At 63.3% G+C, this 12,781-nt stretch carries 12 protein-coding genes and 1 pseudogene; 7 read left to right on the forward strand and 6 right to left on the reverse strand.

The features are described from left to right. Positions 1-55: 55 nt before the first annotated feature. Entirely contained in the window at positions 56-793 is a 738-nt protein-coding gene (locus CK627_RS15410) for a DUF2189 domain-containing protein (protein WP_026141063.1), read from the reverse strand. 268 nt (positions 794-1,061) lie between these two features. Here CK627_RS15410 and CK627_RS15415 point away from each other — a divergent pair, with 268 nt between their 5' ends. The 7 genes from CK627_RS15415 to CK627_RS15445 all read left to right on the forward strand — a co-directional run bounded on the left by CK627_RS15415 (position 1,062) and on the right by CK627_RS15445 (position 7,772). Further along, positions 1,062-1,679: a glutathione S-transferase family protein gene (locus tag CK627_RS15415; RefSeq protein WP_095592796.1), complete on the forward strand. Its 618-nt coding sequence runs from the start codon at positions 1,062-1,064 to the stop codon at positions 1,677-1,679. A 206-nt stretch (positions 1,680-1,885) separates the two neighbouring features. Then, the gene (rbsD, locus tag CK627_RS15420; protein WP_065477537.1) at positions 1,886-2,305 is read left to right on the forward strand and encodes a D-ribose pyranase; all 420 of its coding nucleotides are present in this window, start codon (positions 1,886-1,888) and stop codon (positions 2,303-2,305) included. A gap of 18 nt (positions 2,306-2,323) precedes the next feature. Further along, positions 2,324-3,856 (forward strand): ribose ABC transporter ATP-binding protein RbsA, encoded by a 1,533-nt coding sequence (gene rbsA / locus CK627_RS15425; protein ID WP_167385364.1) that lies wholly within the window; start codon positions 2,324-2,326, stop codon positions 3,854-3,856. Next, the gene (rbsC, locus tag CK627_RS15430) at positions 3,853-4,821 is read left to right on the forward strand and encodes a ribose ABC transporter permease (RefSeq protein ID WP_005336670.1); all 969 of its coding nucleotides are present in this window, start codon (positions 3,853-3,855) and stop codon (positions 4,819-4,821) included. The genes rbsA and rbsC overlap by 4 nt, the downstream gene beginning before the upstream one ends. A 30-nt stretch (positions 4,822-4,851) precedes the next feature. Beyond that, positions 4,852-5,727, forward strand: a complete 876-nt coding sequence (gene rbsB, locus CK627_RS15435; RefSeq protein ID WP_095592797.1) for a ribose ABC transporter substrate-binding protein RbsB — start codon at positions 4,852-4,854, stop codon at positions 5,725-5,727. A 108-nt stretch (positions 5,728-5,835) separates the two neighbouring features. Further along, on the forward strand, positions 5,836-6,768 hold the full coding sequence (gene rbsK / locus CK627_RS15440; RefSeq protein ID WP_095592798.1) for a ribokinase: 933 nt from the start codon (positions 5,836-5,838) through the stop codon (positions 6,766-6,768). After that, positions 6,768-7,772: a substrate-binding domain-containing protein gene (locus CK627_RS15445; RefSeq protein WP_095592799.1), complete on the forward strand. Its 1,005-nt coding sequence runs from the start codon at positions 6,768-6,770 to the stop codon at positions 7,770-7,772. Before rbsK ends, CK627_RS15445 begins: the two co-directional genes overlap by 1 nt. Positions 7,773-7,859: 87 nt before the next feature. Here the strand turns inward: CK627_RS15445 and CK627_RS15450 are convergent, their stop codons facing one another. The 5 genes and pseudogenes from CK627_RS15450 to CK627_RS15470 all read right to left on the reverse strand — a co-directional run bounded on the left by CK627_RS15450 (position 7,860) and on the right by CK627_RS15470 (position 12,780). Next, positions 7,860-9,509, reverse strand: coding sequence for a GGDEF domain-containing protein (locus tag CK627_RS15450; RefSeq protein ID WP_167385365.1), 1,650 nt, complete (start codon positions 9,507-9,509; stop codon positions 7,860-7,862). Continuing rightward, positions 9,509-9,985 carry a putative pterin-binding protein gene (locus CK627_RS15455; protein ID WP_043820367.1) on the reverse strand — a complete coding sequence of 159 codons (477 nt, stop codon included), beginning with the start codon at positions 9,983-9,985 and terminating at the stop codon, positions 9,509-9,511. Before CK627_RS15455 ends, CK627_RS15450 begins: the two co-directional genes overlap by 1 nt. Positions 9,986-10,071: 86 nt before the next feature. Then, a pseudogene (gene cobB / locus CK627_RS15460) lies at positions 10,072-10,863 on the reverse strand (Sir2 family NAD+-dependent deacetylase); the annotation flags it as partial. Positions 10,864-10,929: 66 nt separating this feature from the next. Further along, positions 10,930-11,529: a GNAT family N-acetyltransferase gene (locus CK627_RS15465; RefSeq protein ID WP_095592801.1), complete on the reverse strand. Its 600-nt coding sequence runs from the start codon at positions 11,527-11,529 to the stop codon at positions 10,930-10,932. Between the two features lie 3 nt (positions 11,530-11,532). After that, positions 11,533-12,780, reverse strand: a complete 1,248-nt coding sequence (locus CK627_RS15470) for a response regulator (protein ID WP_017764541.1) — start codon at positions 12,778-12,780, stop codon at positions 11,533-11,535. Position 12,781: the final 1 nt, after the last annotated feature.

The raw sequence follows: 12,781 nt of genomic DNA on the forward strand, positions 1-12,781 counted from the left end.
CACGCATCTGCACGCGCCGCTATCTGTTGCTGTTGTCTGACGCCCTGCATGCCCGTCAGGCGTTGAAATGATCGGGGCCCTGGCTCACCTCGGTCACTTCGACCGCCACCCCGCACAGATCCCGGTAGAGGATCCCCTTGCAGTTGAAATAGAGCGGCGCCACCCAGATAAGCCCCAGCCCCATGGGGATCAACGCCAGGAAGAAGAGCGCCATCATGACCCCGTGCAGCAGCACTATGCTGGGCCAGCCACGGGCAAACAGCTTGAGGGAGACCAGGATGGCCTGCGCCGGCGACAGGCCGCGCTCCAGCACCAGCGGCACGGTAAACACCAGCCCCATGCCGATCAGGGCCGACGGAATGAAGGCCAGCATCACCGGCAGGCCCACCAGCTCGAACAGCGGGCCGAACAGGCTGGTGATGAGGCTGCCGAGCAGGCTCAGGCTGCCAAGGCGCAGGAAGTGGCGAAAGAAGTCGAACACCTGGCTCGGCCGGGCACGCACCCCCACCGACTGCTGCAACCCCAGCATGTCGAGGGAAGAGGTCATGGGCGACATGATGACGGTGATGAGCAGGCTCAGCACCAGGGCCACGTCCATCCCCCCTTCCTGATTGACATAGGGGGCGAGCAGGGTGTTGCTCAACAGTATCCAGATGGCCGTTACCCCGACGATGGCCAGCAGCAGGCCGAACCCGGTGCGCCGCGTCTGTTGCCAGCTCTCCTGCAATACCCCTTTGAGGTCGAGACGATATCCCTGGCTCAGGGACTGTTCGAGGGAACCACCTATCCGCATTTTGTTACTCAATTGACTATCCAACATCCGAAAAACTGCTATTCAGGGAGCACATTATAGCGATTTGACCCGGTATGCGTAGCCGTTTTTCCCGCGCGGCTGTGCTCAAAAAGCCTTTGATTTCATCAGCCCCCATAGTCCAGGCCAGGATCCCCTCCTTGGCCGACGGCAACCGGGAGCGTAGGATGCCAGACGACAGTGCGGATTTTTTTGCGCGCCCCGACCCACCCGGGACAACAGGGGACACGCGCTTCACAAGGAGATGTTCATGTCTGATTTGACCCTCTATCTCGCGCCCGGCACCTGCGCCATGGCCGTGCGTATCGCCCTCACCGAAGCCGGAGCCCCTCACGTTGTCAAACGGCTGGATCTGGCGGCCGGTGAGCAGCGCTCCCCCGCCTATCTGGCCATCAACCCCAAGGGCCGAGTGCCGGCTCTCGTCACCGAGCACGGCGTGCTCACCGAGACGCCGGCCTTGCTGCTCTATGTGGCGCAGCGTTTTCCCAATGCCGGGCTGGCGCCGCTGGACGACCCCTTCCTGCTGGCCAGGATGCAGGAGGTGCACGGTTTTCTCGCCGCCACCGTGCACGTCGCCCACGCCCACGGCCGGCGTGGTAGCCGCTGGGCCGATGACCCGCAGGCCATCGCCGCCATGCAGGCCAAGGTGCCGCACAACATGCGCGAGGGCTTTGCCGAGATAGAGCGCCACTATCTGGCCGGCCCCTGGGTACTGGGGGAGCGCTTCAGCCTGGCCGACATTTACCTGTTCGTGGTGGCGAGCTGGCTCGAGGGCGACGGAGTGGCCATCAGCGAATTTCCCAAGGTAGCGGACCACTATCGGCGCATGCTGACACGCCCCGGCGTGCAGCATGGGCTCGCCCTCTAGTCCGCTCGTTGCGGGTGCCAGTGCTCTTCTGGCACCTGTTTTTCCCCGCTTTCCCCTCGCCATTGAGATCGTTTTCACATTTCTGCCATCTCTTGGTGGATCAAAACCGCCTGAGCGCCTATCTTTCACCCCCATGACGCAACCGGTTGCGTAACCGGTTGCCTAGCTAACATCAGATACGCGGGCATAGCCTGCCGAGGTGCTGTATGAAACGAGGCGTACTGCTCAATGCTCCCCTGAGTGCCCTGGTGGCACGGATGGGTCACACCGACGAGATCACCGTCTGCGATGCGGGCCTGCCTATCCCGGCCGGCCCGGAGCGTATCGATCTGGCGCTGATGGCGGGGACGCCGAGCCTTGAAACCGTGCTGACCGCCCTGCTCACCGACCTGGTGGTGGAGAAGGTGATCATGGCAAGCGAGATCAAGCAGATCAGCCCCGCCGCCCATCAGGCGCTGGTGGATCAGCTGGCGGCGCACGCCGCCGCCCAGGGCAAGCCCATCACCATCGAGTACTGCCTGCACGAAGCGTTCAAAGCTCGCTCCCACCAGAGCAAGGCCATCGTGCGCAGCGGCGAGGTGACCCCCTACGCCAACCTCATTCTCTGCGCCGGCGTGGCGTTTTAAATTCCCAAGGAAGCAGCTATGAGCAACGCCAATATGCTCCCCTCGCCCATTCTGGCGCTTTCCGGGATCGTCAAGACCTTCCCCGGGGTGCGCGCCCTCGATGAGGCGGGCCTCAAGGTCTATCCAGGCCAGGTGATGGCCCTGCTCGGCGAAAACGGCGCCGGCAAATCCACCCTGATGAAGGTACTGACCGGCATCTATCAGGCCGATGCGGGCACCATCAGTTATCGCGGCCAGCCGGTTCACTTCAAGGGGCCCCGCGACTCCCAGGATCAGGGGATCAGCATCATTCACCAGGAGCTGAACCTGCTGCCGGAGCTCTCCATTGCCGCCAACATCTTCCTCGGCCGCGAACCGCGCACCCGCTTTGGCAGCATCGATCACAAGCAGCTGCGCGAACGGGCAAGCACCCTGCTGGCACGACTTGGCGTCAAACACGGCCCGGATACCCGGCTCGGGAGTCTCTCCATCGGTGAACAACAGATGGTGGAGATCGCCAAGGCGCTGTCGTTTGATGCCAGCGTCATCATCATGGACGAACCTACCGATGCGCTGACCGACACCGAAACCGAGCAGCTGTTCGTGGTCATCCGCGAGCTGCGTGAGCAGGGCTGCGGCATCGTCTACATCTCCCATCGCTTGAAGGAGATCTTCGAAATCTGTGATCGGGTCACCGTGCTGCGCGACGGCAAGTGGATCGGCGAGCAGGCGGTGAGCGAGCTCGACGAAGACAGGATCATCGAGATGATGGTGGGTCGCCGGCTGGAAGAGCAGTACCCGCGTCTGGTGCGCGAGCTCGGTCCGGTCAGCCTGCAGGTCAAGGATCTGGCCGGCCCCGGCGTGCGCGGGGTGAGCTTCTCCCTGCGTCAGGGTGAAATTCTCGGCTTCAGCGGCCTGATGGGGTCCGGGCGTACCGAGCTGATGAAGCTCATCTACGGTGCCAGCCCCATCAGCACCGGTGACATTACCGTGGATGGCCACGCACTGGTCCCCAAGAGCCCGGCCGATGGTCTGGCCGCCGGCATCGCCTACATCTCCGAGGATCGCAAGGGCGACGGCCTGGTGCTGGAGCTGTCGGTGCGCGAAAACATGAGCTTGTGCGCCCTCGGCGAGTTCATCAGCCACGGCAAGATTGACGGTCAGGCCGAGCGCCAGGCGGTGGGCGACTATGTGCGTCTGTTCAACATCAAGACCCCCAGTCAGGATCAGCTGATAAAACTGCTCTCCGGCGGCAACCAGCAGAAGGTGGCCATCGCCAAGGGGCTGCTGACCAGGCCCAAGGTGCTGATCCTGGACGAGCCGACCCGCGGCGTCGACGTCGGCGCCAAGAAGGAGATCTATCAGCTCATCAACCAGTTCAAGAAGGAGGGGATGAGCATCATCCTGGTCTCCTCCGAAATGCCGGAAGTGCTCGGCATGAGTGATCGCATCATGGTGATGCACGAAGGGCGTATCAGCGCAGAGTTCAACACCCGCGACGCCAATCAGGAGAAGCTGATGGCGGCGGCAGTCGGTAAACAGTGGCAAGCAGAGCAAGAGGCATCCCAATGACAACCCAAACCCTTTCCCGCCGTGGCGTCATGAGCAAGGCGTGGTGGATCGAGAACAAATCCCTGGTCGCGCTGCTGGTCCTGATTGGTGTGGTCTCCTTCCTCAGCCCCAACTTCTTCACCGCCGACAACCTGCTCAACATCCTGCGCCAGACCTCGGTCAACGCCATCATGGCGGTCGGCATGACGCTGGTTATCCTCACCGCCGGTATCGATCTGTCGGTCGGCTCGGTACTGGCCCTGTGCGGCGCGCTGGCCGCCACCATGGTCGCCATGGAGCTGCCGATCTGGCTGGTGGTGCCCCTCACTCTGGGGGCCGGAGCCCTGCTGGGCGGCGTCAGCGGTCTCATCATTGCCAAGGGCAAGGTGCAGGCATTTATCGCCACCCTGGTCACCATGACCGCTCTGCGCGGCATCACCATGGTCTATACCGAGGGTCGTCCCATCTCCACCGGTTTCAGTGACGGCGCCGATCACTTCGCCTGGCTTGGTACCGGTTACCTGTTCGGTCTGCCGGTGCCCATCTGGCTGATGGCTATCGTCTTCCTGCTCGCATGGTTCATGCTCAACCACACCCGTCTCGGTCGCTACATCTACGCGCTGGGTGGCAACGAATCTGCTACCCGCCTCTCCGGTATCAATGTGGATCGGGTGAAGCTGGCGGTGTATGGTCTGTGCGGCGCGCTCTCGGCGCTGGCAGGGCTTATCGTTACCTCTCGTCTCTCCTCTGCCCAGCCGACGGCGGGCATGGGTTACGAGCTGGATGCCATCGCCGCAGTGGTGCTGGGTGGCACCAGCCTGATGGGCGGCAAGGGTCGCATCATGGGTACCCTGATCGGTGCGCTGATCATCGGCTTCCTGAACAACGCCCTCAACCTGCTCGACGTATCCTCCTATTACCAGATGATCGCCAAGGCCAGCGTGATCTTGCTTGCCGTGATGATCGATAACAAAAGCAATCGTTGATAAGACAAGCCACACACAAGGAATGAAATGATGAAAAAGCTCAATACCCTGCTCGCTGCCGCCATCATGTCCGTGCTGGGCACCGCCCAGGCCGCCGATCAAACCCTGGCCATGGTGGTTTCCACCCTCAATAACCCCTTCTTCGTCACCATGAAAGAGGGGGCCGAAGCCAAAGCCAAGGAGCTTGGCTACCAGCTGGTGGTACTGGACTCCCAGAATGACCCGGCCAAAGAGCTCTCCAACATGGAAGATCTCACCGTGCGCAAGGTCGGCGCCATCCTGATCAACCCCACCGACTCCGAAGCAGTCGGCAACGCTATCCGTCTGGCCAACCGCGCCAGCATTCCGGTACTGACCCTGGACCGCGGCGCTGCGCAGGGTGAGGTCAAGGCCCACATTGCCTCCGACAACGTGGCGGGCGGTAAGCTGGCCGGTGACTTCATCACCGAAAAACTGGGCACAGGTGCCAAGGTGATCCAGCTAGAAGGGATTGCCGGTACCTCCGCCGCCCGCGACCGTGGTGAAGGTTTTGCCTTGGCCGTGGCGGCCAACAAGCTGCAGGTACTGGCTTCCCAGCCTGCCGACTTTGACCGCACCAAGGGCCTGAACGTCATGGAAAACCTGCTGGCGGCCCACCCGACCGTTCAAGCTGTGTTCGCCCAGAACGACGAGATGGCGCTGGGTGCCATCCGCGCAGTACAAGCTGCCGGTAAAGAGGTAATGATCGTCGGCTTCGATGGCACTGACGATGGCAAAGCCGCCGTTGCCAAGGGTAAACTGGCCGCCACCGTGGCCCAGCAACCGGCTCTGATTGGTGCCATCGGCGTCGAGACTGCCGACAAGGTGCTGAAAGGTCAGCCGGTAGAGAAATCCATTCCGGTACCGCTGCAAGTGGTCAGCAAATAAATCACAAGGGGGAGGCTCGCCTCCCCTTTTTCCCTCAATTGCAGTGCCTCCCGGCTTGAGCTCACTCCGCCAAAGTGGTCAAGCCAAGATGCATCAGGAGTAGTCAACATGAATCGTCTCGTCGTTCTGGGCAGTGTCAATGCAGACCATGTGCTGCGCGTTCCCCACTTTCCTCGCCCGGGTGAAACCCTGACCGGCCACAGCTATCAGGTGGTGCCCGGTGGCAAGGGGGCCAATCAGGCGGTTGCTGCCGCCCGCCTTGGCGCCCCCGTCTCCTTTATCGCCCGCATCGGTGATGACGCCATCGGCCACCAGATGAAGAGCGGTTTTGCCAAAGATGGCATCGACGTCAGTGCCGTCGAGCTCGATCCCAAGCTCCCGACCGGTATCGCCATCATCTATGTGAGCGATGAGGGGGAGAACAGCATAGGTATCTCCGCCGAAGCGAACGGTGCCATCACCCCTGCCGTGGTGAAAAACCATGAAGCGATGATCGCCGATGCCCACACCCTGCTGTTGCAGCTGGAAGTGCCGCTGGAGAGCGTCCACGAAGCTGCCCGCCTGGCCCGCGCCCATAGCACCCGGGTGGTGCTCAACCCCGCCCCTGCCCGTCCGCTCTCAAGCGAGCTGCTGGCGCTGGTCGACCTTATCACCCCCAACCAGACCGAAGCCGAGCTGTTGACCGGCGTCAAAGTCATCGACGAAGCGAGCGCCCGCGAGGCGGCAGCCCGTTTCCATCAGATGGGGATTGCGGACGTGATGATCACCCTGGGGTCGCAGGGGGTCTATTGCAGCAACGCACAGCAACAACAGCTGATCCCGGGCTTTCGAGTCAAGGCGGTGGATACCACAGCCGCGGGCGATACCTTCAACGGCGCCCTGCTGGCAGCAGAACTGGCCGGTGCCGATTTCCACAGCGCGGTTCGCTTTGCCCACGGGGCTGCGGCGCTCTCCGTCACCCGATTCGGTGCCCAGAGTTCCATCCCGAGCAAGCAGGAGGTCGACACCTTCCTGCTTGAGCAGACTGCGCAGGGGCACTGATGGCCAATATCAAGGAGGTGGCGGCGCTGGCGGGGGTGTCGACCACCACCGTCTCCCACGTCATCAACGAGACCCGCTTCGTCGCCGAGGAGACCCGCGAGCGGGTTTTTGCGGCCATGCGCGAGCTCAACTATGCCCCGAGTCTGGTGGCCCGCAGCCTCAAGGTGAAGGAGACCAACAGTATCGGCATGCTGGTCACCACCTCCAGCAACCCCTTCTTTGCCGAGGTGGTGCGCGGGGTGGAGCGTTACTGCTTCGAGCAGGGCTACAACCTGATGCTGGGCAACACCGAGGGGCAAGCCGAGACGGCCCTCTCCTACCTCAAGATGATGCTGCGCAAGCGGGTCGACGGTCTGCTCATCATGTGCAGCGAGGGGCAGCAGGAGGTGTTCAACCAGCTCGACTGGCTCAAGAGCCTGCCGGTGGTGGTGATGGACTGGGGGATGGAGAGTGCCGACGTGGATCTCATCGCCGACAACTCCCATCGCGGCGGCTACCTGGCGACCCGCCATCTGATTGAGCTGGGCCACACCGCCATCGGCTGCATCACAGGCCCTCACAGCCGCGCCCCCGCCAACCAGCGCCAAGCTGGTTTTGAACAGGCGCTGCAGGAGGCAGGGCTCACTGTCAATCCTGACTGGATCCAGGAGGGGGATTTTGACTGCGCCAGCGGCCATCAGGCGATGACCCGTCTGCTGGCATTGCCCGAGCGCCCCACCGCCCTCTTTGTCTGCAACGACATGATGGCGATGGGGGCCATCAGTGCCGCTTATCAGGCGGGTCTGGTGATCCCGCGGGATCTCTCCATCGTCGGCTATGACAATGTGGCGCTGGCTGAATTTATGTCGCCGCCGCTCACCACCGTCAACCAGCCCAAAGAGGAGCTGGGACGCCTCGCCGTCACCCGCCTGCTGGCGCGGATCAACGGCGAAGCGGTGGAGAATCACCTGATCACCGTCGACCCGGACCTGGTGATCAGGCAATCCTGCGCCCCTCGCACCTGACGTTCAGGGGCAATAAACGAAACAAGGCGACCCCGAGGTCGCCTTGTGTCATTTTGTCTCTTGCCAGTGCAATACCGCTTTTTGCCCTCAGGCCAGCGACCGGGTCTCCCTGGCTGCCAGCACTTGCAGTGGCACCAGCCCCAATCGTCTAGCCAGAGGTTGCAATAACCCACCATCTTCATCACCCTGCGGCAGCCAGTAGCGGACAGGCCAGCCGGCTGCCAGCTGCGCCGAGGTGGTGCTGCCAATCTCTCTGAGCGCCAGAGTGCAACCCTGCTGGCGCAATCCCGCCAGCAAGGCACCATCCGGCTGCAGCGTCGGTACCAGCAACACCAGCGGCGTACGGGAAGCCTCCGGCAAATAGGCCTGTAGATGGGTCAGCTGGGCCTGATTGTCGAGCGGGACCAGCAGTGCCCGGCCATCGGCATACTGCGCCTCGTGCGCTTGCAGCACACGGGCCAACACGGGCCCAAGCACACCGCACTCCTGCAGCCAGCGCATGTGGCAAGGCACTCCCTGCTCACGCCACTCAAGCGCCAATTGCCACATCTCGTTGCCCTGTCCGTCCGTCAGCGCCTGCAATGCCACTCGCAGCGGCGCTGGCTCGCGCCCCGCCAACCACTCTCGCAGCTGATGAAGCTGCTGCTGACTCAACTGCAACTGCTGCAGCATGGCGGGCTCAAACCAGCGGATCGCCCCCTCCTGGCTACGCTTGGCCTGGTTGAGGGCCAGGATGGCCTGATCCAGCAACCGGGCGGAATCCTGTTGCTGCGCCTTGGCGACCCCGAGCCGACAGGCCAGATCGAAGCTGCACTCCCGGGTCACGAACTCGAAATGGAGCAGATCCACCAGCTCATGAATGGCGGTTTCCAGCGCATCATTCGCCTTGGTCAGCACCACGGCAAATTCATCTCCGCCGAGCCGGTAAGCGTGGCTGCCATGGGCCTGCTGCAGCTTGTTGGCCACCATCTGCAACAACCGATCACCGACCTGATAACCCAGCAGATCATTGACCTGCTTGAAGCGCTTGAGATCGAGCACCACCAAAGCGCTCACCTCGCCAGCATGCAGATCGCGAGAGAGCTGCTCCTGCAGGGCACGGCGGTTGCCAAGCTGGGTCAGGGGATCGAGCAAGGCAAGCCGGCGGTTCGCCAGATTGGCGCGAATGAGGGCAGCGACCAGAGCGCCACCGGTCAGTAGCAGGATCAGTTGCCAGATCTGCAGCCAGAACAGGCTGTTGCGGATTTGGCTGACCGAATGCTCCCGCTCCTGGCCCGAGAGGATCTGATCCCCTATCTGTTCGATGAGACGGGTCTGGCTGGCGATCGCCTCCTGCAAGCGGGCAAGCTCAGCCCCCTCGCGCAGCGCACCGGCCTCCATCTGGGGTTCGAGCTGCTTGATCTGCTCGAACAGGGTGGCCAGCACCTTGCCGAGCCCGTGCCGCTGGCGCATCTCGGCGGTTTCACTGCTGATGAGGAAGATGTCGAGCCGGTTCCACAGCAGATCGTAATCGAGGCTCAGGGTCTCCATCGTCACTCTGCCAGCCCGATAGAGCTGCAGCTCGTAGAGGAAACGCTGGGATTCGAGCATCACCTGGCTGATGTTCCAGTGAACATTGCGGTAGAAAGTATCGACCAGCTGCTCCTGCCGATGCTGCAGATAGAGGCTGCTGCCCGACGAGAGCAGAAACAGCAGCGACACCGCAACCAACAGCAGTTTGTGGCGGGACAGCCCCATCAATCGACGATCTCGATGCGGGTCACCTGCCACACCATGCAGTTATGAATGGCAGGCACGTCCAGCTTGGGATAGGTGGTGAACGGGATGAGCAGCCAGAGCGGCCCTTTGTTGCGCCGGGTCAGCGGTTTGCCGTCCTCCTGACGCACCAGGGTCAGCGGCACGCCGTCGAACAGGGCCAGATCCACCACCTGCTGATAGCCGTTGAGGGCCGAGACGGCGATCTTGCGAGCATCCGGGATCCCTTGCGCCGCCAGCACGGCTGACAGGGTCGGCCCGCGATAGTGGTGGGCGCCCTGAGTCCAGGGGGTAGTGGTGGTGAATTCGGTCTGTGGCAAGGCGGAGAGAGCCGCCTCATCGAGGTTCACCTGCTGGCCATCTGGCAGTATCAGGGTCATCAGGGGGATGGAGGCCGATGCACTGGCACTGGCCAGCACCAGGAGAAAAAAAGCGATCCATTGCTTGACTGCGGTCATGGTAATTTGCGCCAACTGCGTCCCATTTTTTGGCTGCCAGTGTGGCGATTTCACCGGTTCATTGCAACTGCGCTGATGCACAATAGCTAGGGGCCGCGCATCTCCATCCAGTTGTGCCCCTCGATCTGCGCCGGCTGATGTACTCCGCAGCGTTGCAGCAGCTCATCCACATAGGCCGGCACCAGCAGGGAAGCCGGACCGTAGCGCTTCTCGTCAAACTGGCTGCCCACTTCGCTCGGCTCCAGGTTGAGCTCTATGGTATGGGCTCCGTTCAATCCCGCTTCGTGCACGAAACCGGCCGCCGGATAGACGGCGCCAGAGGTGCCGATGGAGATGAAGAGATCGCACTGGGCCAGCGCGCCGTAGATGCGATCCAGCCCGAGCGGCATCTCGCCGAACCAGACCACGTGCGGGCGCAGCGGCTGGGGAAACTGGCAGCAGGTGCACAGCTCCTCCTGATGGAGATCGCCGCGCCACTCGATCACCTGGCCCGAGCCTGGGCAGCGCGCCTTGAGCAGCTCACCGTGCATGTGAATGAGGTTCTTGCTGCCGGCGCTCTCGTGCAGGTTGTCGATGTTCTGGGTCACCAGGGTGACGCAGCCCGGCAGCAGGCGCTCGAGCCGGGCCAGCGCATAGTGGGCCGGATTGGGGTGAATGTGGGGTTGCTGCAGCTGATGACGGCGAGAGTTGTAAAAGCCCTGCACCAGCTCCGGATCGCGGGCATAGCCCTCCGGCGTCGCCACGTCCTCCACCCTGTGCTCCTCCCACAGACCGTCACAGGCACGAAAGGTCTTGATGCCCGACTCGGCCGAGATCCCGGCACCGGTAAGAATGACGATGTGTTTCGCTGACTGCACCATGACTGACTCCCTCTGGCTAGCTCTCTGGCTGACCTTAGCACAGGGTGAAAAACCGGCCTATTCGCCCTTGGTCTTATGATGCGGCTACAGGGTGTCGAGCACGCTCAGATCGAGTCGCACGAACACCAGCTCCCGCCCCGTCACCAGGGTGAGCGGCAGGCCCAGCCCGCGCAGCAGCGCCAGCATGGGGCGATTCTGGGGCAGCACCTCCGCCGTCCATTCGCGGATCCCCTCGCCTCGCGCCAGCAAGGCCAGCGCCAGCAGGATGCGCCGCCCCGCCCCTCGGTGCTGGAAGTGATCGGCGACGATGCAGGAGAACTCGGCCCGATCCGGGTGCAACCGCCGCCGGATGGACTGGGCCTGGGCCAGCGGCCGCCCCTGACCGTCGGTCAGCAGCAGGCCGATCTGGTGTTCCCTGGGGTAATCGAGGAAGAAGGCGAGCTGCTCGTCGCTCAACCTCTGTTTGGCGCGCATGAAGCGCAGGTAGACGCTCTGCTCGCCGAGTTCGTCATAAGCCGCCCGGATGCGGGCGGGATCGGCCCCCGCCAGCTCCTGCAAACGGCAGGGAACGCCCCCGACCTCCATCATCAACGGCAGGTCGGCGCGGGTACGGGGATGAAGCCAGCCGGCCAGGAAACGCCGCAGCCGGGCTTCGTCCGGCGGCCAGCAGAGGTAGCGGGCCACCCTCTACCAGCGCCCCGCCATGCCGCGATCGCGCCACAGGTTGTGGTCGAGCAGGTTGAAGGGATCGTCCAGATAGAGGGCGATGCCAAGCTCTCTGGCTCGGTTGATGAAGCGCCCCAGCAGGGAGTCCGGGGTCATGGCCTCCAGGCTCGGCAGCAGGCTCTGCCCCAACAGCAGGTGCTGCAGCGGCATCCGCTCCAGCAAGTCGAACGGAATGTGCTGATCGTTGTCCAGCAGCAGGGCGAGCCGTGCCCCCGCCAGACTGGCCTGCAGCACCAGGGCAAAACGCTCCGCCTGGCTCAACAGGTGGTCGCGCCGGTGGATCAGCAGGGTGAGCTCGCCTGGCTCCCTGCCCCGCTGGACGAGCCACTCGCGCACCAGCTCCCAGCGCGGCGGCAAGCCGGTCACCGCCAGCCAGATGGGCAAGGGTGACGGAGGATCGGACAAGAGCCCGAGCAGCCCCTTCTCCTCCCCCTGCCAGGTGCGGATGGTACGGCGCAGTCCGCTCAGGCGACGCTGACGCTGCGGCCCCAGATAAAGCCCCTTGAGCAGGCTCAGCAGATCGTCGGCCAGCAGCGGCTTGGCCAGGGCCGCCAACACGTTGAACCCTGCATCGTGCAGCAGGCGGCGGGCGCCGTCGATCAGGGTCTGGTCGTGGGCGGAGAGCAGCACGATGGGCAGGCCGCTGTGCTGGTATTGGGGCTGGCTCATCAGCAGGCTGATGGCATCCTGATCCACCAGGCTGAGATCGCTCACCAGCAGCTTGATCTCGCCACCGGCCAGCGCCTTGATGCAGGCATTGCCATCCTGCACCCACTGACAGGGCAATCCCAGTCCCCTGATCTCCTGCTGGATGTGGGCCCCCTGAAACGGGTGATCCTCCAGCAGCAACACCTGGGTCTGGGCCAGCCACTCCTGCCACGCCAGATAGCGGCCATTGACCCCCGCCAGCCAGTCATCGGTGAGGCGATAGATCCCCTCCGCCTGCGCTGTCAATTGCGGCAGGTAGTCGGCACCAGCGTGGGAGTCGGGATCGAACAGGGCGATGGCGCCGGCGGCAAACAGACCTTCCCACTGCCAGCAGGCATCGGGCCGGGTGCGGCGCAGGGTGGCAAATTCCGGCAGTTCGACGGCTTTTGCCGCCCGATAGGCAACCCCGTCCAGGGCATAGATGGTCACGGGGTGGAACAGGCGCTCATCCGTCTCTTCCGAGTTCAGCAAGGCCAGTAACTCTTCATCTGTGATGATCATG

This window comes from Aeromonas dhakensis (genome assembly GCF_002285935.1).
GTDB classification, from domain to species: Bacteria; Pseudomonadota; Gammaproteobacteria; order Enterobacterales; family Aeromonadaceae; genus Aeromonas; species Aeromonas dhakensis.